The organism is Bacillus sp. AC266 (assembly GCF_979253805.1).
On the sequence record NZ_CEEDEC010000005.1, the window covers coordinates 353,409 to 373,433 of the forward strand.

The window sequence follows — 20,025 nt, forward strand, 5'->3', positions numbered from 1 at the left end:
TTTTCATTTCATCTTTACAACCGTTCTTCCTTTTAACTTTCCTTGCAGTATAAGTGTAAACTTCTCATCTAATTCTTTTAATGTACATTCTTCTGTATAAGATAATAGCTCTGAATTTTTCCACTCACCTGCTAGCAATGCCCACACTTCTCTTCTCACATCTACTGGACATTGAACTGAATCTATTCCTAAAAGGCTAATCCCTCGTAATATGAATGGGTATACAGTTGTATTTAATTCATGCCCTGCTACGTTACCACACGTTGTTACACAGCCTCCATACTTAACTACCTTTAAAGAACTTTCTAACATGCTTCCGCCTACGGTATCGACAACCCCAGCGTATATTCCTTTAAGCATCGGTCTTCCTGATTCATCACTCAACTCCGCGCGATGAATCATCTTTTTTGCACCTAAACGTAGCAGCATCTGTTCCTCTTCCATTTTCCCAGTTGATCCTACTACGTCATATCCTAGCTTCGCTAAAATGCTAACTGCTACACTGCCTACTCCGCCCGTAGCACCCGTTACTAAAACATCTCCCATACTAGGCGTAATTCCCGCTCTAATGAGCTTATATACCGATAAGGCAGCTGTAAAACCGGCTGTCCCGTACATCATACTTTCCTTCAAAGACATTTCTTTCGGTAAAGGAACAACCCAAGATGATGGCACGCGAATATATTCTCCGAAACCACCAGAAGTATTCATACCTAAATCATATCCAGTTACAATAACTTGATCGCCTTCCTGAAAGGCGTTATTTTCACTACTAACTACCTCTCCCGCTGCATCGATACCTGGTGTATGAGGATATGTTCTCGTTACACCTTTATTACCCGTAGCTGAAAGGGCATCTTTATAGTTTAATGACGAATAATAAACACGTATTAATACGTCTCCTTCAGGTAAACTATTAATTTCTCTCTCAACAAGCTTTCTTTCAAATTGATTATTTTCTTTTTCGTTCACGACAATTGCTCGGAATGATGTATTATTCATTATGCTCTCTCCTTCATCCGTAAAATCTTTCTTTATTATATAAGAAGTACATATACAGCTAATCACATCTTATTGGCTATATTTCAACAAATCTTACTTCTCTATCACTTTCTCACATTACATATTTTCATTTCTACTAAAACACATTATACTTGTTCTACATCTTAAAAATAAAATATAGAAAATCTAACTTTTTATAAATAAATTGAATTTTTACGAAATGTAAATGATTTGTAATGTTTTTTTTCGCTAAATTTCATTATAATAAGTGGATATGAGTGTCGTATTTCAATTCAAATGAAGGAGTACAAGAAATGGAGCAAAACCCATCTTTGCAAGAAAATACACGCAATAAACCGAAAAAAGGTAAGAAAAAAACAAAAATTATTATAAGCGTTATTCTATTAGTTTTAATAATAGGTGGCGGTTATACATGGTTTTTAGTAAATAAAGCATCTTCTGCTGTTCGAAACGCCGCTCACGATTTAGCACGCGGTGATAAGTCTGATTTACGTGCTAAAGCTGTAAAACCTATTACAAATAACGTCTCTGTCTTAATAATGGGCGTTGATGAAAGCGATGTCCGTGGGAAAGAATATGGTGAAGCTATAAGAACGGATGCACTATTACTTGCAACGTTTAATAAAGATAGCAAAACTGTAAAACTATTAAGTATTCCACGAGACACATATACTTATATTCCAGTAGAAAAGAAAAAAGATAAAATTACACACGCTCATGCATTTGGTTCTACTAAAAACGGAAAAGATGGTGGACCACAAGCTAGTATTGATGCAGTTGAAAAATTAATGAATGTTCCCGTCGATTACTTTGTAAAATTCAACTTTAAATCATTCATGAAAATCGTTGATGATTTAGGCGGCATTGAAGTTGACGTACCAGTTGAGTTTACTGAACAAGATAGTAATGATAACGCCGAAGCAATTCACTTAAAAAAAGGTGTTCAAAAGTTAAATAGTGAAGAAGCTCTTGCTCTTGCTAGAACACGACACGTTGATAGTGATGCGATGCGTGGTCAACGTCAGCAACTCGTTATCGAAGCCATTTTAAAGAAACTAACAAGCGTTGGATCCGTAACAAAAGTTGGTAACATCATTGATGATATTAACGGACAATTCGTTACAAACTTAACATTCGATGACATGCTTTCATTCTATAAATATGGATCGGATTCGGAAATTGAGAAATTACAACTTCAAGGTGAAGATTGTTACATGGCAAAAGGTGATGATACATGTAGTAAGTCAGCTGGTGGTGGTCGAACTTACTACTACAATCCAGATAAAAAAGAATTAGCTAATGTTACAAACGAACTTCGTAGTCACCTTGGACTACCTGCCTATACAAAATCTGATTCTGATTCGAAAAAAACAAGCTCAGAGAAAACAAAAGAATCTAAGTCTGAAAATACGAGTGAACGCGAATCAAGTAACGATGAAACTCAAAATAAGAATAACAGTGAAGATACAGAAACATCGTCTAATGACAATGAATAAAGTGAAGCAGTGCTCTATGGAGGTAGAGCACTGCTTCTTTTTAATGCTTTCAAAACAAAAAATCAGAACTTTCCAACTATCTTTTTTAATATTTTTAAATTATAATAAATAATAGTAATCTATTCCAATTATCAGGGGGCACACACATATGAAAGCTGCAGTAAAACATAACATTTCAGATTTTAAAGAGTACTTAAAATCAAACGATATATACATGGAAGAAAATATAGATGAAAATGATGGTTCGGTACATTTTTCAGTAGGGTTAGAAACAGAAGCTGGCGCAAAAATTCAACTTATCGCTGCTTTCCAAAGCGAACATCCTGCTGTGGATATATACTGCTTCAATGTTGCTCTTGTACCTGATTCAACATCAACAAATGATATTTTACATGTCATCAATGAATTAAACACATCTTATCGATTTGCAAAATTCACGCTAAACAAACAAAATGCAATTGATATTTCAACATCTCTTGCATTCTCAGAACCAAACTTTAATCCCGCACTTGTCTTTGAACATACGAGAATGCTATATAAACTGGCAAACGATGAATATAAGAACTTAATGAAAGTGATTTGGGCGTAAATAAAAAGATGGTGCTACAAGAGCACCATCTTTTTATTTCGATATCATATCAACCCACATCTTTATCGCAGTTCCTACAATTAAAGTAGACAATACGTATTGCAAAACTTTTTGATTCACTCTCTTCCCTACTCTCACTCCAAGAGGAGCGGCAAATAAACTTGCTATCGCAACGATAAGAGCCGGAATAACAACTATTTGTCCAGTAATCACTTTCCCAGTAGTAATTCCTATCGAGGAAATAAAAGTAATAGCGATAGATGTTGCTATTGTCGTACGTATCGGTAGTTTTAAAACAACTAGCATAATCGGTACTAAAAGAAATGCACCACCAGCCCCAATAATGCCGGAAACACTTCCTACAATAAACGCTAGCAAACTAGCGAGCCACTTATTGTACGTAATTCCTTCTGTCCCCTTACGATTGCTTCGCTTCGGTATAAACATCATAATAGCCGCAATAGTAGCTAGTAATGTGTAAACAACGTTTACAGCATGCTCATTTAATAGATTCGCACTAAAGCTACCTACAAAGCTTCCTATTAATATACTAGCTCCCATATACACAACTAAAGTTTTATCCATATCGTTACTTTTCCTGTACGCCCACGCGCCTGCAAAAGTTGCAAAGAATACTTGAATCGCTGTAATACCGCTCACTTCATGTGATGTATATCCAGCAAATCCTAGCAATACCGGAATGTATAAGATCATCGGATAATTAATAATTGCACCACCAATTCCAACCATTCCTGATATAAACGATCCTATAAACCCAATTATAAAAAGTAATACGACTAAGCTCATCTTACATCCCCTCCCTTCTAAAAAGAAGGTGAATTAAATGAATAAGTTTACATTCCCATCCGAAGCATCTGCTAAATAAGCTCCTACTCCTGCAAACTCTACCCCATCCATAATCTCTTCCTCTTTTAACCCTAATAAATCTACTGTCATTTGACAAGCTACAAGTTTAATTCCCTGTTCTTTCGCCAAATCGATTAAATCTGGTAAAGGCATCGCATTATGTTTTTTCATAATACCTTTAATCATCTTTGGTCCCATACCGGCAAAATTCATTTTTGATAATCCCATCTTATCAGCGCCGCGCGGCATCATTTTTCCAAACACTTTCTCTATAAATGTTTTCTTTACTTTCACATGCTCATCTTTCCTAAGAGCATTTAAACCCCAGAAAGTATGAAAAATAGTCACTTCATGATCGTACGCCGCTGAACCATTTGCAATAATATAAGCAGCCATTGCTTTATCATAATCTCCGCTAAATAAAACGATTGTTGTTTTCTTCTGTTGTTCCATGTTGTTCTCCTCCTAATTACCTATAGGGGTATTTTATCATTTATAAAAAGGCTCAAATCATTTATCTCTGTACTATACGACTTTACCTTCCCACGCTAACATACCGCCTACCATATTGATTGCTTGAAAACCGTAGCTCTCTAAAAATTGAACTGCTCGTGCACTTCTTCCGCCAGAACGACAAACGATAATATACTCTTTCTTTTTATCCAACTCATGCATACGAAACTCTAATAGTCCTAGTGGAATATTACACGCTTCTGGAATTTTCCCTTCAGCTACTTCTTCTACTTCACGTACGTCCACAATATTTACTGCTTCTTTACGTAACAATTTTCCTTCTAATTCTTTTGCTTTCATTTCTTTCATTTCTTTCATTTTAAATTCCCTCCTCACAAACCATTCATACCGCCTGAAACATTGATAACGTGCTGAAATCCTAATTTTTTTAATACTTTTGCAGCCTGCTTACTTCTCATCCCGCTCTGGCAAATAACGATTACTTCCTCATTTTTATCTAACTGATTTGCTTTACTCGCTAACTCATTTAACGGGATATTTTGAAATCCTTTCATATGATTCCCTCTATACTCACCTACTGTACGAACATCGATAAACTGCTTTCCCTGTTTTCCCACTATACTCTTTAATTCTTTTCCATTTATATTTTGAACACCTTTCACCGGTAAAAAACGTGAAATAACAAACCATACAGCAATTACAATGAAAAGCGTACTTAATATTGTATTCATATAACCAACCTCTCCGCCTTTACAAAACTAGTTCTTCACTACGCCTTCTTAATCCAAAACTTCAGCACATCGTCTTCTATATTATGCTTTACTATTTCATGACCGCCTGTTTTTGACCATGCTGGAATATCTTTTACTGATCCTTTATCCGTTACATGTACTTCTAACACTTCTCCAGTTTGTAAAGTATCCATCGCTCTCTTCGTTCTTACGATCGGCATTGGACATGCTAAACCTTTCGCATCTAATACTTGTTTTACATTCATCATCTATTCCTCCAGTTTGTTATTTTATAATGAATCATGAACTGCACAGCGATTTGGACCAATCTCCATTTCACGCTCTTCTTCCACACTCGGATAAATCTTACCCATATTCGTTTGACGAATTTCTTCATAAGCATTCGGCTGAGGCGGTAAGTTCTCTGTCACAGTTTTACGAAACTCTACCTCATCGGCAATATTTAACCCTACATTCTCCTTAAATAAATCTTGTAAATGCGCACTCACAATGCCTCTGTCGTCCATTTCACTTATTTTTGAATAATGAGCTGGTAAAACAATTAAATCTTGAGATAATTCCTTATAACGTTTATATAAAGTATTTCGTAAATCCCCTACCCAGTCTTCCGCCTTCCCAGCAAGATCTGGACGCCCGATTGAATCTACAAATAAAATATCGCCTGATAATAAATAGGAATCATCTACAATAAATGATGTACTTCCAATCGTATGCCCCGGTGAGTATAATGCGTCAATTTCAATTTTGGTACCCCCCACCGTAATAACAGATCCTTCAACAAGCGGTTTATATGAGAAAACGACTTCCTCCGCATCTTTTGGAGGTAACCAATACGTACCCCCTACTTTTTCAGCTAACCTACGTCCTCCAGAAATATGGTCTGCATGTAAATGTGTATCCATGACATTCATAATAGTAACACCATGCTCTTCCGCAAAATCTTCATATGCTTCAACCGTTCTGATTGCATCAATAACTGCTGCTTCACCGTTTGAGACGATCATATAAGATAAACAGCCTTTTCCAAGACGGTTAAATTGATATACACTTCCTCCGCCCTGTACATCTCCTACTTTTAACGGCTTTACATATTCACTCCAAGCTTTCATACCACCAGCTAAATAATAAACATCATTGAATCCGGCATGTAACAATTGCTCTGCGACAAACTGCGAAGAACCTTCTTTCGCACATACGACTAAAATTTCTTTCTCCCTCGGCAATTCATCTACAATATGATCTACACCATCTAATAAGTCAAAATACGGTTTATTTATAGAAGAAACTTGTTTCCCTTCAATTTTCCAATCTTCATAGTCCGTTTCATTACGAACATCTAAAATAAACAATTCTCCGAATAAAACTTTCTCTGCGACATCTTTTGCTTGTAACAGTTTAACACTCATTCAATTACCCCCTGAGGTATATTTATATTTAAAAAATTTTATTTTTCTATATTTCCTTGCCACTCTAACATACCTGGAATGACATTTTTCACGTTTGAAAAACCTCTCTCTTTCAACACTTGGCAAGCTACATCACTACGGTTACCAGTTCGGCAAACAACATAAATTGGTTTCGCACTGTCTAACATAGCACTATCTATTTCACCTAATGGAACCGAAATGGCAGATGGAATATGACCAAAGGCAAATTCCGCCGCTTCACGAACATCTACTACAATACACTCTTCACCACTTAATAATAGATCTTGCAATTCCCCATTCGTAATTGTATGAGGATACTTCACAACTTCATTTACTTCATGTTCATGGGATTTTCGTACATAATGCTTTAATATATCTCCCTCTTGTTTCGTTCCGATATATTGATGCCCTACTTTACTTGACCAACTTTGAATATCTAGCATAGAACCTTTATCTGTCGCCTCTATTTCAATAACTTGCCCTGATGCCAACCCTTCCATCGCCTTTTTTGTCTTCACAATTGGCATCGGGCAAGCCAAGCCTTTACAGTCTAAATTCATATCAACTTTTATACTCATAATCATTTCCTCCCTAATTAGCATACATATACCTGTAGGGGTATAATAAAATATTTTTGAAAATCTGTCAACACATACGTTTGACAGATTATCGGCTTTTTACAAGTAATTGAACGGCTTCTTTAATTAACTCTTCATTTGAACCATTACCTGTTTCAAACTGCTCGCGCAAACATTGCTCTAAATTTGTTCCAACAACGAGTCCAATTGTACGATCAAGTGCAGAACGGGATGCAGTTAACTGTGTAATAACATCTCGGCAATCTTTTCCCTCTTCCATCATGCGAAGCACACCACGAACTTGACCTTCAATACGTTTCAATCTATTTTTCATATCTTGATTATATTCCACTGTAGATCACCTCCGTAATTATAACTATATTATACATTACTTTGTAACTTTGTATAATATCATATACCCTTAAGGGTATATTGTAAAGTGGTTTATTTTTTTGAAATCTCCTAGAGTATAGTAAAAATGCAAAAGCCACTGATTTCATTAGCTTTTGCATTTCTCAACTACACTGCTTGGTAGTCCAACTAATTCATTTCATTTACGAATCAAGGAATCAACCGTTTTATTATCCTACTTCTTATAATCTCTTTGTAAAACTATACTCCATTTCTCCACCTAACGCTTCAGGTGTATCACCAGTTTCTCTAAAATCATGTGTATAAATTTGTTCAAATGAACCGAAATCTACTTGCTTATAAAATTCGAAACAAGGGAATCCATCATGTTCTCCTTGAATATCGATACTACCATCCTTGTTCACACATACAGTTAATAAATAGTCCACAGGAGGGGCATACACATTTAACGGATTACTAGCGCTTGCACTCATTTTGAATTGCACACCATCAGAATCCCATGAAATATCCGTACACACAATATTTTCAGTACTCGCTTTTCCTGTTCTTTTATTCACAGAACCATCTGGATTTGTGACCTTCTCTGTCGTAATACCCGTGTTTGCATATGAAAACACTTCTTCTTTATAAAAGTCCACTACTACCTCTTGCTCAACTCTAGAGCGCATAGTATTTACCGCATGTGGTGTAAATTCACGTGAATCACCTTCAAACTGGATTACTTTCCCTGTTTGTGCATCCTTCCGCGGTTCTGTCCAAGACATTGGAATAAATACACTGGCTCTTATTTTAACGATATTCGTCATAAGAAACACCCCTATAATTCTAATTTTATATACTGCATGCTATTGAATAAAATAGACCACAATTTCAATCCTAGAACCAATAGCTTTCTCTTTTACGTTTGCTACTTCCTTCTAAAAAATAGCGCTATATTTATATCTAGATTTTCGTTTTAAAGCTATATTCCATTTCTCCAGCTAGTGCTGCTGGGGTATCATCCGTTTTCCTGAAATCATGTGTATATATTAATTCAAATGAACCAAAGTCGATTTGTTTATAAAATTCATAGCAAGGAAAACCATCATGTAAACCTTCAACATGCACAGTACCACTTTCATTAACTCGTATAGTCAAAAAATAATCAGCTGCAGGTGCTGCCGCGTTTAACGGATTACTTGCACTTGCTCTCATTTCAAATGAAACTTCATCTTCACTCCATACAATATTTGTACATGCAATGTTTTCTGTACTTGTTTCTCCTTTTTGATACTCAATTGAGCCATCTGGATTTGTAATTTTCACAGTAACGATACAAGCATCTGCATATGTGAAAATTTCTCTTTTATAAAAATCAACAACCACTTCTTGTTCTAATCTTGAACGCTTTGTGTTCACAGCGTATGGTGTAAATTCACGTGCATCTCCGGCATATTCAAACACTCTTCCCGTCGCAGGATCCTGAATAGGTTTCAGCAAAGCATACGGTGCAAATACACTCCCTCTAATTTTAACGATATTAACCATGTGAAACCTCCATAATTCATTGATATTATTTAGATAAATCATTATTTGTTCTATTACTATTATATAGTCAATTTGATTGACTATATCCTGTATAGTACAATAGATTCTACTTATAGTCAATTTAATTGACTATAAGTAAGGAGGTTATATACATGACTCATCAAACACTTAACGAACTAGATCTTACATCACTTTTATCACTATCTTTCAGCACATTAATTACTGAACTACATGATAGATTAAGTGAATTAGGATTTGAAGATATTAGGCCAGCGCACGGTTTTATGTTCAAACGCATCCTTCCTAATGGAGCAACCGGTATAGAACTAGCTGAATCTTTAGGGGTTTCAAAACAAGCCATAAGTAAAATGGTAGATTCTCTTGAGAACAGTGGTTATGTCACGCGCCAAACGCATCCTACTGATAAAAGAGGTAAAATTATTGTTTTAACCGAGCGTGGTTTAGCAGTAATGAAAGCAAAAGAAGAAATAGTAGCTGAAATAGAACAACGATGGATTGCAAACATAGGTGCAGAACGAATGCAAATGCTTAAAGAGGATTTAACAACATTCGTTACTAAAGAAAATACAGGAAAATTATCATCGAGCATACGACCTGTTTGGTAAACAAAAATTCCATATAATAAAAAAGAACGGACAAGAAATTCTATGTCCGTTCTTTTTATTACATCACGCATACTTCCGATCGTACTCTCAGCAATTTACTAAAAACCCTCATAATAATACAGTAATGTTTTCTTCAATTATTCTTTGTAAATCTTGAATTACTCTTGTTTCACTGGATAAGTTTACAGAACATACCCTTATTTTTTGTTTCTGTTGAATTCCCGCAGATTCTTCTAAATACCATGATTCTAAAACTTCACTTGATGGCTTAGTAATAGCAGATTGATGTGGATACAACAATATTACTGTTGAAACATTCTCATACCTTGTTAAATATGCATACATTTGAAATAGATCTTCTCTTTTTACTCCATGACGGTTTTTAGAACCGTTAATAAATTTCCATTTTGTATCAATAATCAACTTTTCACTATCATTCTGCAAAACAACAATATCAGGTTTTAATGGATATACCTCTCTATCATTAAACTCATTAATCATAAGTTTATATTTCTTATGCTGACTCATCACGTTATGTTCAATACATGTATCTAATACATTAGCAATATACTTCTCAAACAACTCGTCCATTCTAAATAAGATCGAAAAACTTTTCTCTTTTCCGAAGCGTGATAATGAAAACATATTTTCTAATATCATTTTCGCTAAAATAAAACTTGGTTCAAACCTTCTATTTAATCTATTAAAGTGAACTATACTAAAATCCATTTTTGTAATTGTTGAAAATGCCAACTCATCAAAGTAAACAAGGCATCGCTTCAATTTCTTTAAGGTTCCTAATTGTTTCACATTACTCATTAATTTTTCAATTGCACTTTTCAAAATATAATTTAATTGGTTTTCAGCAGAAAATTCTTCGTATTGACAATGTACACGATTAACACGAGCTGCTTGATTTTGTAATTGTTTATGAAAAAGAATATTCCCTTTTACTACAGGTAAGTTCTCCTCTAGTTGAACATACTGCATATAAAGACCCTTCATTAATTCTTGTTCCAATTTTAATGCAAAAAGCGCTCCAAACATCTCTAATAAATTATGCTTATACATTTGATTGATACTTATATTATTTATGTTAATCTTTAAAAGACCCGATTTATACAACATTTGCAATAACATTTTTCTTGATTCTTCAATTTCTTTATCAGAGCTGTTTATCTGCGTTTTAGGTAGGATTTCAATAGATACCGTTGTTAGTTGAATACACCCCACATAATTAATAAATGTTACACAGTTCCTTCCCCATTTGATACATTTCTTATCAAGCTTACTATCCCCAATATACTGTTCTAACTCTTTAGCTTCTTTTTCAGTCAAACATTGTGAACAATTTTCCTTAATCAAAACTTTTCCTGCAACTTCATATGTTGTGATATGTTTCATATCTCATCCCTCATATATATTTAAGAAAGCTTGTTCATTCGGATTTTCCACCAATTGATATTTCTTTATAGTTTGATCGTAATCTAATTCAGTTTTAAAAATTGCTTGAGCAGTTTTTTCTTCTTTTGTTAAAAAATATGACTTATCCCCCAGTTTTCCAGCTCCACCTAAAACAAGTTCAACCTTCTCCCAATCTTCATAAAAATATTCTTGTAACAATGGGATTACTTTAAATTTCATAATTTCAACTAACTCTTCAAAGGTTAAGTTTTCTTTTATAAAATAGGCATGTCCAATTGTATGATTACGATCAATTAAAAACTCAATGCGTTCATTTAATACTTTTAACATTTTCTGCACTTCTATATTTCCTACTTTTTCTGGTAACAAATTCGGTTGAGGCATTAGTTCCTCAAAATGAAATCTTCGGCGTAATGCTGTATCCATCATCGAAATAGATCGGTCAGCGGTATTCATCGTTCCAATAATATAAAGATTACTAGGAATACCAAATGATTTTTTCGAATAGGGTAAAATTGCCTTTATTTCATTCGTAGCATCAATTCTTTTGTCATCTTCAATTAAAGTAATAAGCTCTCCAAATATTTTCGAGATATTGCCTCGATTAATTTCATCTATGATAAGTACATAATTATCGGTTTCTTCATTAACTGGTTTTGTTTTTGTAAGTAAACGCTTAATTTGCTGTATATTTAAATCTATTTTTCCAAATTGATATATTGTTTGCTGCGATAATACTTTTTCTTTTAAAATTTGGTCGACACCTATTGCTTCACCATAATATAACCACTCTACTTCTCGAAAATGTTTGTATCTAATCTCTGAATCTTCAACATAATTATAATCACCAATTACCTTCGCAATGGCTCTAATTTTATGGTTACCTTCAGAAATGAAAATAATATCGTCCTTCTTCATCCAATTTTTAAAACGATTAATTGCATCGACATTAAATACTCTATCATCCTCAGCATTACATGAATAAAATTTCTCATACACAGCTTGTCGATCTAAACATCCCTTATAATCAATGTTGCCGCCCCAACCTAATGCAATACAATTATTATCAATACAATAATTGTAGATATCTTCTCCGTCTTCCTCTTGAATACCACCTAAAGACATTTTATAAAACTCAATTTCATTCTCATCAAAATTATATACAGAAACATCCTTTGTTTCTCTTAATGTCGCTGTATCACATATTCTTTTAAAAATACCGTCCTGTAATATAAATTTTCCTTCCTCATCACTTCTTAAACCTTCCACAAAATCTTCATATGCGAAAGATTGATGAAATGTACAAAAGGCAATACGATTTTGTTCACTTAATTTTTTATACGCTTCCATTACAGCTATACGGTCTCCCATTATTTGTTTGTACTGTTGTGGCATAACGATTTCAAGCGCCTTCTCTGCAACTGTATATGTTTTTCCTGTTCCTGGTGGTCCATATAAAATTGTGTTTTTTTGTTGCATCATCTTATCCCCCTCTTCGGTTACATCCTTATTCCCTACATACGACTCAATTTCCCCACTTAAACTTCTATAATTCTGATTTAACAATAATTTGAGCACACTATCATTATCTTTTTGCCAAGGCTTTCCGTTAGGGCGATCCTCTTTAAAATGAATCATCTCTATATCTTCCAATTCAACATTTTTTTCATGTTGTAACAAAAGTTCCATTCCTTTTTTCTTTGCAAAATCCAACCTTTTATATACAATTACTGATGCAAGCTCTTCATGATTTGCTAACACTTTAACTATATACTCTACATCATTAATCTTACCTGTAAGGATGTAATACTCGACCTCTTTCCCTACCACATATTTTCTTTGATGAACTTGCAGTTCAAATTCCCCCACGCCTCTTATCCCCCTTGAATAAACAACTAACAACATTATCACATATGCGTTTAATAATTTCATTAAATTACCAAATCAATAAAAAAACCGCTGATACCAGCGGCTCAATCACACATACTTCCTATGCACCATCTTCCCATCATAAGAAAACACAACACCCTTACTCTCCACCATCGACTCCATATGCACTGTTCTTCCCCATAGCTGATGAAGATACGGTAATACTTTTTCTAAGTATTTTAAATCTAACTCAATTCCTTCATAGCTATGTTTAATGTACAATTCCCCATTCTTTAAGTAGTCTCCATCTTCTACTACTAAGTACGGGAAACCTCCATTTGTGCGCATATTTACGAGTTGATCGCGTACATGCTCCCATTCTTTATCAATTACTTTATATTCTTTTCCTTGGCGCTGGAATAAGTACATATCTTCTCTCATTACAAGTTTTTTATTTAAATAGTTTCTTAGGAACGATACATCCCATTCAATTTCCCGTACTTCAAAGATTTTGTCACGACCAGAACCAGGTTTCACACCGCGTCGTTTCATTTCTTCTGTCGGGTTGTTATAGCGCTCTTCAATATCTTCGAACATTTTAATACCGAGGTAGTATGGATTAATACTTGTTTTTGATGGCTGTACGACACCTGCATTTAATTTCGCAAATTCAATTGCTTCACCAGATGTTAAGTCCATTTCACGAAGTATGCGTTGATGCCAGAAGGAAGCCCAACCTTCATTCATAATCTTCGTTTCAAGCTGTGGCCAGAAGTATAACATTTCTTCACGCATCATCGTTAATATGTCGCGCTGCCACTCTTCTAGCTCACGGCTATATTCTTCAATAAAGAGGAGTAAATCTTTTTCTGGCTGCGGTGGGATTTTCTTCTTTTTATGCATATTAGGTCGTTCTCTCTTTTTGTTTCGATCATCTAAATTCCATAAATCATCGTACTGTGATATCTTTTTCTTTTCTACCTCCTCTTCTAAATCTTCAATACTCCATGCAAGTTTCGGACGCATAAGCGATGGATCAATATGTTCTTGAATGGCAAGTACGGCATCTAAAAATGTTTCTACCTCTTCTCTTCCATACTTATGTTCATACGCCTTCACACGATCTGCTGTCGCTGCCATACTCTCAACCATATCGCGTTTCGTATTAGAAAAACGAATATTATTTTTGAAGAAATCACAATGTGCTAAAACGTGCGCCACGATTAATTTATTTTGAATTAAAGAATTCGTATCTAATAAAAAGGCGTAACATGGATTAGAGTTAATAACGAGTTCATAAATTTTACTAAGTCCTAAATCGTATTGTAATTTCATTCTGAAAAATTGCTTTCCAAAACTCCAATGCGAAAACCTCGTCGGCATCCCATATGCACCAAATGTATAGATAATTTCCGCTGGACATACTTCATAGCGCATCGGATAAAAATCAAGACCAAATCCAGTCGCAATTTCCGTAATTTCAGCAATCGCATATTGTAGTGCTTTATCATCACTTGCTCTCATTATTTTCCCTCCTTACACTTTCCCTTAAGAAAGTGTATGATAAGGAACAAGCTTTCATGAGGATTGATTGCATAATAAAAAGACACCCTCTTAAAAAACGAGAATGCCTCTTTCTAATTAACCTTCAATAATCTCCATCTTCTCCGTAATCGGTGTACGCGCTTTTCCTTCTGGTGCTTTATCGAAATAGCCGATATGAAGAATTCCAATGATGCGTTGACCTCTTGTTAAACCGATTCCTTCTATAAATAGTGGATTGTAGTTTAATCCACCTGATTTCCAAACACAGCCTAATCCGCGTTCCCAAGCAAGTAATTGGAAGTTTTGCATAAATGCACATGTTGCAGCGTAATCTTCGTCACGTGGAATTTGACGCGGATCTTCATTAATGTAAACAACGATTTGTGCAGGCGTACTTAAGAAACGATCAGATAAAATTTTGCCGCGTTTTGCTCTTTCTTCTTCTGTGAAAGAGTTTAGTACTGCGTCCACTAATTTCTGACGGCCTTCTCCAATGTATAATTTACAATTCCATGGTTCACGGTGTTTATGATTCGGTGCCCATGTTGCGTCGTTTAATAGTTCAATTAATAGCTCTTTTTCTACTGCTTTATTTGTAAATGTACGAACAGAACGTCTTTCTTTAATAACGTTTGCGATGGAAGTATATGTAGTCATATTTTTCTCTCCCTTATTTTTATCTATATGTATAAATCCGTCATTGATATTGATTTTCAATTTCGATTATAACCTAGTTTTTCACTATTAATCAATGTTTTATGTTGGAAAACCATGAAAAACTTCTTTTTATACTGTGAATAAAAAAACTTAACTTGCTCACAAGTTTTTCACATTTTATGGAAATGATATGTGTAAGTTTTCCACATTACCCATCTAGGAGGAGTTTATATGTACAAGAAAATCGCAGTAAGTATGACTATGGCAGCATTATTGTGCGGGATATCTGTCTTTCCTGCTTCCGCTGCCACGCCAAAAGAAGTAACAATGCACCATCATAAGCCTATTTCAGAAGAAGAAATGCAGTCGCTCGAAAAACTCGGCTATAATAAACATGAAATTTGGAAAGCTGCCCACATTGCAAGAATAAGTAAAAAAGAAATTAAGGACGTTTTAGCTTACTATAAGCAAAATAAATCTTGGGAGAAAACAGCCGAGCATTTCGGTGTAGACCCAAGTAAATTGAAAAAGCATCATATGAATAAAGAAACGAAAAAAGCACTACTGCAAAAATTAGCAAATATGCAAAAGTCCACACCAAATGGACTGAAACAAAAAATGAAAGAATATAACATCGGCTTACGCCAACTTACCGTGTTAACAATCATCTCTCAAAAAAGTAATACCCCTCTTGACGATGTACTAAAAATGAAAAAAGATGGGATGGATATTAAACAAATTGCGGAAAAATTAAATGTGAAAAAAGAAGATATACGGGCAGAAATGATTAAATTAGTGAAGTCTATTAAAGAAAAGAAAACAAATTAGCCTGTCAAAAAGGAAGAGATATTCAATACTCTTCCTTTTCTTTATCCCGCTATTTGTGGGTAGTAAAACTCCCACCTCAAAATTCGGCTGGAGCAAAGAAGTTAGATGGGAGTCGTGCCGCCCGTAAAATCCCTATTATTAGCCTTCACTTTATGAACTTTCAATTTTCAAGTATAAATTCCCGTCTTTCCCAAAAACTAACACAAGTAAATGATGTGTGTAAGGGGTGAGGAAATGTTCCGTGTATCATCTAAAAAGAAGAAAAAAGCACTCTGTTCTATTCCAGAGTTTATCCACACTATGAAAGAATCCAGTGATTTCGTGTCTTATAACGTAGTAGACGATGGAACATTGTGTTTGTTTTATTATAAATCTACAGCTGAATCACTCCTCATTAATCGATTCATTTTAACACCTATTAAAAGAGAATTAGATCACATTGAAAATATAAGTGATATAGCAAATATCGTAACACTCGAGGACATCATCACCGCCCCTTCTATTGATGATATTCGTGAAAAATTATTAAGTGGGTATGTACTTATTCAGCTAAAAAATGATTCTCACTCAGCAGAATATGCACTTATTCGTGCTGAAAGTTCGGTTTTAGGCACACGGTTATATAACGATACAGAGAATGAATATAGTGTCATCGGTCCAAAAGTCGGCTTCGTTGAGAACATCGATACAAATATACACTTACTTCGGCGAAATATCGTAACAGAACAATTAGTTTTCAAAGAAGTTATAGTTGGTTCTATATCAAAAACAAAGGTCGTAGTTGCTTACATCGAAGGCATTACAAATGATCAGCACGTCAATACTGCAATGCAGCGCCTACAAGGCATTGACTTTGATGTTCCTTTCGATGCGACTATGATCGAACAATTTATTAGCGATAATAGTAACTCTCCCTTCCCTGTTTTACTACCTACAGAGCGCTTAGATCGTTCTGTTTATGCACTCATTAATGGTGGTGTTGTCATTTTAACAGATGGTTCACCATACGCATTAGCTGGACCGGCGACATTACTCGATTTCTTCGTATCTCCAGAAGATTATTATTTACCATGGATAGCAGGCTCATTTCTTAGATTGGTTCGTTTTTTCGGAGCAGCATTCTCTCTATTTTCATCAGCTATTTATACAGCTGTATTAACGTATCACTATCAAATGATTCCCGCAGATTTACTTGGACCAATTATTTATTCCCGAGCCAATGTACCATTTCCACCTGTTTTGGAGGCACTTTTTTTAGAAATTACAATCGAATTACTGCGCGAGGCTGGAGCTCGTTTACCGACTAAAGTTGGTCAAACGATTGGTATTGTTGGAGGGATTGTCATTGGTCAGGCATCTGTTGAGGCTGCTTTAACGAGTACTATTTTATTAATTGCGGTTGCGTTATCTGCACTTGCTTCTTTTACAACACCAACAGTAAAAATGTCTTCCACTATCCGGATATTACGATTTCCTCTCATCATTTTAGCTGGAGCATTTGGAGGTGTAGGGCTAATCGTCGGATTTGTATTCATATTAGCTCATTTAATTCGCTTAAAATCACTTGGATCACCTTATTTATTACCTTTATATCCATTTCGCGGGTTAGGTACAGCTGAGGGGCTCCTTCGTCTTCCATTTAGTCAAACTGCAGGACGGGCTTCTTTTCTAAGACCAAAGAAGAAATGGCGCTATGATCCAAACCAAGCGAAAGAAAAACGTGACGGTGAGGAAAAATGAAAAATATTTTATTACGCTTTTCCATCATCATTTTAATTTTTCTATCTGGCTGTACACAACCTAACATAGTAGATACACAGCGGATTATTCATGTGGGTGGATTCGATATAACGAAAGAGAAGAAATTTCGTGGGACGATTCTCTATCCAGATTACACAAAAGGAGTGCAATCAAAACCAGAAACTCAATCCACTACTGCTGGTACCATTGAAACAATCTCTTCACTTCTAAACGCAAAATCACCACATACGATTGCTGTAGGTCAAATGCGCGTTGTCCTATTTGGAAAATCATTCGGTGAACGTGGAATCGGAGATATTATTAACAACTTACAACGTGACCCTAACATTGGCCGAGATGTGCAGCTAGCGCTTGTAGACGGTTCAACAGAAGAATTACTTAAACATGTCAAAACAAATGGATCGCTATATCTATCTGATTTATTGGAGCAAAATATAGAAACGGAGACAATCCCTCGGATGGCTTTAAATATTTTTCTATATAATTTTTATTCATCTGGCTGTGATCCATTTCTTCCTTACATTCAAGTTGCAGAAGACAAGTCTGCTTCCATTAAAGGACTCGCTTTTTTAAAAAAGGATAAAGTAGCTATGTATACAGATAAAACAGGATCTTTTTTATTTAAATTACTCATTAATCCAACTAACAATGGACGTTACGAAGTTTCGATACGTCAAGGTAAACATAAAGGCTTAATCGCAACCCAAAACTTATCTGGAAATAGTGTTTGTTCCCTTTCCGACGCCGGTGACATTCCGAAAGTTCACATTCGACTGAAATTAAATGGCCTTATAAAAAATGCCCCTGACTGGCTTGATTTATCAAAGAGCGAAAATGTGACTTACGTAAAAAAACATGTAGAAAAGACACTTGAAAAACATTTAAACGAATTAATAAAACAATTCCAAGAACAAGAAATCGATCCAATCGGTATACGTGAAGAAATTCGTAGTCACTCAAGAAAATGGAGCATGAAACAAATTCAAGAAATGTATCCTAGCGTAGACGTTGCAGTTAATGTGAAAATTAATGTCGTACAATCTGGTATCGGAGAATAGTGAGGTGCTGTAATGGCTGGACAAGATAAAACACATACTGTTTCCCCTTATTTCACATTTCTTCTATTACACTCCCTTCAAATTGGAGTAGGTGTGTTAGGATACCAAAGGATTATTGCGCAATACGCCGGTTATGATTCTTGGATTTCTCTTATTGTTGCGGGCATTGCAACTCATATCGTGCTATTTTGCATGCTTAAAATGTTAGAAAAAGATAATGATTTAATGAATATTCATATGACATGTTTCGGAAAGTGGCTTGGTACCCTTCTTTCCGTATGCTTTGCTGCATACCTTCTATTATTTTGCCTTACTGTCCTTCGTACATATATTGAAGTCATTCAAGTTTGGGTCTTCCCTACAATTAAACCGTGGAAATTAACTTTATTATTTTTACTTGTGACTTACTACGTAATTAAAGGTGGTTTTCGCTCTGTAACAGGAATGTGTTTTTGGGGCGTCATAATACCGATTTTCGTCATATTTTTCTTAGTTTTCCCAATGAAATACGCGCATGTCCGTAACATTCTCCCAATTCTAACTCATTCACCTTTAGAAATTCTAACTGCAGCGAAATCATCTGCATTAGAATTTCTTGGATTTGAAGCAATTCTTGTTTTTTATCCATTTATAAAAAAAGAAAAATCATTAAATAAATGGGCGCACGGTGGCATTGCTTTTACAACAATTCTATACGTAATACTAGCCATCGTTTCCCTTATGTACTATAGCCAAGGACAACTACATCATACAATTTGGCCAACATTAACAATGCTAAAAATCATAAAGATTCCTTTTATCCAAAGGTTTGAGTACATCATTATTTTCATGTGGTATCTTATTATTTTACCTAATCTTTGTTTAACAATTTGGTCTTCTTGTTGCATTAGTAAAAGGTCTTTTCACGTACCATTTAAAATTACACTTCCATTTTTTATTGCAGCTATATTTATTTCATCCTTATTTTTCACAAAGCGTGAGAGTATCAATACATTAAATACAATACTATCTCAAGCTGGTCTGTATATTGTCTACGCTTATGTACCAATTTTATTTCTATTCCATTCACTACGATGGCGCTTCAAAAATCAGTCGAAAAAATCTTCACCCGACACACCATGATATTTGATACAATTTGGTTAATACATTTG

At 35.0% G+C, this 20,025-nt stretch carries 22 protein-coding genes; 7 read left to right on the forward strand and 15 right to left on the reverse strand.

Annotation, left to right across the window (positions count from 1 at the left end; translation table 11 throughout):
- Nucleotides 1-3: 3 nt before the first annotated feature.
- The gene (locus AC0IXC_RS21775; protein WP_326997012.1) at nt 4-1,002 is read right to left on the reverse strand and encodes a YhdH/YhfP family quinone oxidoreductase; all 999 of its coding nucleotides are present in this window, start codon (nt 1,000-1,002) and stop codon (nt 4-6) included.
- 314 nt (nt 1,003-1,316) lie between these two features.
- On the opposite strand from AC0IXC_RS21775, the gene AC0IXC_RS21780 reads away from it, so the two are divergent.
- Complete coding sequence (locus tag AC0IXC_RS21780; RefSeq protein ID WP_131929390.1) at nt 1,317-2,519, forward strand: LCP family protein; 1,203 nt, start codon at nt 1,317-1,319, stop codon at nt 2,517-2,519.
- Between the two features lie 148 nt (nt 2,520-2,667).
- A complete protein-coding gene (locus AC0IXC_RS21785; RefSeq protein ID WP_002029912.1) occupies nt 2,668-3,108 on the forward strand; it encodes a hypothetical protein in 441 nt (146 codons plus the stop codon).
- Nucleotides 3,109-3,141: 33 nt separating this feature from the next.
- Here AC0IXC_RS21785 and AC0IXC_RS21790 read toward each other — a convergent pair whose 3' ends face one another.
- From AC0IXC_RS21790 to AC0IXC_RS21835, 10 genes are all read right to left on the reverse strand, one after another.
- Nucleotides 3,142-3,915 (reverse strand): sulfite exporter TauE/SafE family protein, encoded by a 774-nt coding sequence (locus AC0IXC_RS21790; RefSeq protein ID WP_002087455.1) that lies wholly within the window; start codon nt 3,913-3,915, stop codon nt 3,142-3,144.
- A 33-nt stretch (nt 3,916-3,948) separates the two neighbouring features.
- On the reverse strand, nt 3,949-4,428 hold the full coding sequence (locus tag AC0IXC_RS21795) for a DsrE/DsrF/DrsH-like family protein (protein ID WP_002087459.1): 480 nt from the start codon (nt 4,426-4,428) through the stop codon (nt 3,949-3,951).
- 72 nt (nt 4,429-4,500) lie between these two features.
- On the reverse strand, nt 4,501-4,797 hold the full coding sequence (locus AC0IXC_RS21800) for a rhodanese-like domain-containing protein (protein WP_107887860.1): 297 nt from the start codon (nt 4,795-4,797) through the stop codon (nt 4,501-4,503).
- Between the two features lie 23 nt (nt 4,798-4,820).
- On the reverse strand, nt 4,821-5,180 hold the full coding sequence (locus tag AC0IXC_RS21805; protein WP_471653274.1) for a rhodanese-like domain-containing protein: 360 nt from the start codon (nt 5,178-5,180) through the stop codon (nt 4,821-4,823).
- A 38-nt stretch (nt 5,181-5,218) separates the two neighbouring features.
- Nucleotides 5,219-5,449 (reverse strand): sulfurtransferase TusA family protein, encoded by a 231-nt coding sequence (locus tag AC0IXC_RS21810; protein ID WP_002029907.1) that lies wholly within the window; start codon nt 5,447-5,449, stop codon nt 5,219-5,221.
- Nucleotides 5,450-5,470: 21 nt separating this feature from the next.
- A complete protein-coding gene (locus AC0IXC_RS21815) occupies nt 5,471-6,607 on the reverse strand; it encodes an MBL fold metallo-hydrolase (protein ID WP_471653275.1) in 1,137 nt (378 codons plus the stop codon).
- 38 nt (nt 6,608-6,645) lie between these two features.
- Entirely contained in the window at nt 6,646-7,206 is a 561-nt protein-coding gene (locus AC0IXC_RS21820; protein WP_002140458.1) for a sulfurtransferase TusA family protein, read from the reverse strand.
- Nucleotides 7,207-7,294: 88 nt separating this feature from the next.
- The gene (locus AC0IXC_RS21825; RefSeq protein ID WP_000456201.1) at nt 7,295-7,558 is read right to left on the reverse strand and encodes a metal-sensitive transcriptional regulator; all 264 of its coding nucleotides are present in this window, start codon (nt 7,556-7,558) and stop codon (nt 7,295-7,297) included.
- 241 nt (nt 7,559-7,799) lie between these two features.
- Nucleotides 7,800-8,384, reverse strand: coding sequence for a DUF3238 domain-containing protein (locus AC0IXC_RS21830; RefSeq protein WP_471653276.1), 585 nt, complete (start codon nt 8,382-8,384; stop codon nt 7,800-7,802).
- Between the two features lie 136 nt (nt 8,385-8,520).
- Nucleotides 8,521-9,105 carry a DUF3238 domain-containing protein gene (locus AC0IXC_RS21835; protein ID WP_002140455.1) on the reverse strand — a complete coding sequence of 195 codons (585 nt, stop codon included), beginning with the start codon at nt 9,103-9,105 and terminating at the stop codon, nt 8,521-8,523.
- A 152-nt stretch (nt 9,106-9,257) separates the two neighbouring features.
- On the opposite strand from AC0IXC_RS21835, the gene AC0IXC_RS21840 reads away from it, so the two are divergent.
- Nucleotides 9,258-9,731, forward strand: coding sequence for a MarR family winged helix-turn-helix transcriptional regulator (locus tag AC0IXC_RS21840; protein ID WP_131247296.1), 474 nt, complete (start codon nt 9,258-9,260; stop codon nt 9,729-9,731).
- A gap of 108 nt (nt 9,732-9,839) precedes the next feature.
- Here the strand turns inward: AC0IXC_RS21840 and AC0IXC_RS21845 are convergent, their stop codons facing one another.
- The 4 genes from AC0IXC_RS21845 to AC0IXC_RS21860 form a co-directional block, all read right to left on the reverse strand.
- The gene (locus AC0IXC_RS21845) at nt 9,840-11,135 is read right to left on the reverse strand and encodes an McrC family protein (RefSeq protein ID WP_097872485.1); all 1,296 of its coding nucleotides are present in this window, start codon (nt 11,133-11,135) and stop codon (nt 9,840-9,842) included.
- 3 nt (nt 11,136-11,138) lie between these two features.
- Entirely contained in the window at nt 11,139-13,025 is a 1,887-nt protein-coding gene (locus AC0IXC_RS21850; protein ID WP_471653277.1) for an AAA family ATPase, read from the reverse strand.
- A 108-nt stretch (nt 13,026-13,133) separates the two neighbouring features.
- On the reverse strand, nt 13,134-14,549 hold the full coding sequence (gene spoVR / locus AC0IXC_RS21855; protein WP_215590752.1) for a stage V sporulation protein SpoVR: 1,416 nt from the start codon (nt 14,547-14,549) through the stop codon (nt 13,134-13,136).
- A gap of 117 nt (nt 14,550-14,666) precedes the next feature.
- On the reverse strand, nt 14,667-15,227 hold the full coding sequence (locus AC0IXC_RS21860) for a nitroreductase family protein (protein WP_002134515.1): 561 nt from the start codon (nt 15,225-15,227) through the stop codon (nt 14,667-14,669).
- A gap of 231 nt (nt 15,228-15,458) precedes the next feature.
- Here AC0IXC_RS21860 and AC0IXC_RS21865 point away from each other — a divergent pair, with 231 nt between their 5' ends.
- The 4 genes from AC0IXC_RS21865 to AC0IXC_RS21880 all read left to right on the forward strand — a co-directional run bounded on the left by AC0IXC_RS21865 (nt 15,459) and on the right by AC0IXC_RS21880 (nt 19,996).
- Entirely contained in the window at nt 15,459-16,055 is a 597-nt protein-coding gene (locus tag AC0IXC_RS21865) for a hypothetical protein (protein WP_305927074.1), read from the forward strand.
- Between the two features lie 234 nt (nt 16,056-16,289).
- A complete protein-coding gene (locus AC0IXC_RS21870) occupies nt 16,290-17,795 on the forward strand; it encodes a spore germination protein (protein ID WP_471653278.1) in 1,506 nt (501 codons plus the stop codon).
- A complete protein-coding gene (gene gerYC, locus AC0IXC_RS21875) occupies nt 17,792-18,874 on the forward strand; it encodes a spore germination protein GerYC (RefSeq protein WP_012260351.1) in 1,083 nt (360 codons plus the stop codon). The genes AC0IXC_RS21870 and gerYC overlap by 4 nt, the downstream gene beginning before the upstream one ends.
- A 12-nt stretch (nt 18,875-18,886) precedes the next feature.
- Nucleotides 18,887-19,996, forward strand: coding sequence for a GerAB/ArcD/ProY family transporter (locus AC0IXC_RS21880; RefSeq protein ID WP_471653279.1), 1,110 nt, complete (start codon nt 18,887-18,889; stop codon nt 19,994-19,996).
- The last annotated feature ends 29 nt before the right edge of the window (nt 19,997-20,025 follow it).

Coding starts and splice junctions, on each gene's coding strand:
- AC0IXC_RS21775 (WP_326997012.1), bottom strand. CDS start 1,002: ATGAATAATACATCATTCCGAGCAATTGTCGTGAACGAAAAAGAAAAT.
- AC0IXC_RS21780 (WP_131929390.1), top strand. CDS start 1,317: ATGGAGCAAAACCCATCTTTGCAAGAAAATACACGCAATAAACCGAAA.
- AC0IXC_RS21785 (WP_002029912.1), top strand. CDS start 2,668: ATGAAAGCTGCAGTAAAACATAACATTTCAGATTTTAAAGAGTACTTA.
- AC0IXC_RS21790 (WP_002087455.1), bottom strand. CDS start 3,915: ATGAGCTTAGTCGTATTACTTTTTATAATTGGGTTTATAGGATCGTTT.
- AC0IXC_RS21795 (WP_002087459.1), bottom strand. CDS start 4,428: ATGGAACAACAGAAGAAAACAACAATCGTTTTATTTAGCGGAGATTAT.
- AC0IXC_RS21800 (WP_107887860.1), bottom strand. CDS start 4,797: ATGAAAGAAATGAAAGCAAAAGAATTAGAAGGAAAATTGTTACGTAAA.
- AC0IXC_RS21805 (WP_471653274.1), bottom strand. CDS start 5,180: ATGAATACAATATTAAGTACGCTTTTCATTGTAATTGCTGTATGGTTT.
- AC0IXC_RS21810 (WP_002029907.1), bottom strand. CDS start 5,449: ATGATGAATGTAAAACAAGTATTAGATGCGAAAGGTTTAGCATGTCCA.
- AC0IXC_RS21815 (WP_471653275.1), bottom strand. CDS start 6,607: ATGAGTGTTAAACTGTTACAAGCAAAAGATGTCGCAGAGAAAGTTTTA.
- AC0IXC_RS21820 (WP_002140458.1), bottom strand. CDS start 7,206: ATGAGTATAAAAGTTGATATGAATTTAGACTGTAAAGGCTTGGCTTGC.
- AC0IXC_RS21830 (WP_471653276.1), bottom strand. CDS start 8,384: ATGACGAATATCGTTAAAATAAGAGCCAGTGTATTTATTCCAATGTCT.
- AC0IXC_RS21835 (WP_002140455.1), bottom strand. CDS start 9,105: ATGGTTAATATCGTTAAAATTAGAGGGAGTGTATTTGCACCGTATGCT.
- AC0IXC_RS21840 (WP_131247296.1), top strand. CDS start 9,258: ATGACTCATCAAACACTTAACGAACTAGATCTTACATCACTTTTATCA.
- AC0IXC_RS21845 (WP_097872485.1), bottom strand. CDS start 11,135: ATGAAACATATCACAACATATGAAGTTGCAGGAAAAGTTTTGATTAAG.
- spoVR (WP_215590752.1), bottom strand. CDS start 14,549: ATGAGAGCAAGTGATGATAAAGCACTACAATATGCGATTGCTGAAATT.
- AC0IXC_RS21860 (WP_002134515.1), bottom strand. CDS start 15,227: ATGACTACATATACTTCCATCGCAAACGTTATTAAAGAAAGACGTTCT.
- AC0IXC_RS21865 (WP_305927074.1), top strand. CDS start 15,459: ATGTACAAGAAAATCGCAGTAAGTATGACTATGGCAGCATTATTGTGC.
- AC0IXC_RS21870 (WP_471653278.1), top strand. CDS start 16,290: ATGTTCCGTGTATCATCTAAAAAGAAGAAAAAAGCACTCTGTTCTATT.
- gerYC (WP_012260351.1), top strand. CDS start 17,792: ATGAAAAATATTTTATTACGCTTTTCCATCATCATTTTAATTTTTCTA.
- AC0IXC_RS21880 (WP_471653279.1), top strand. CDS start 18,887: ATGGCTGGACAAGATAAAACACATACTGTTTCCCCTTATTTCACATTT.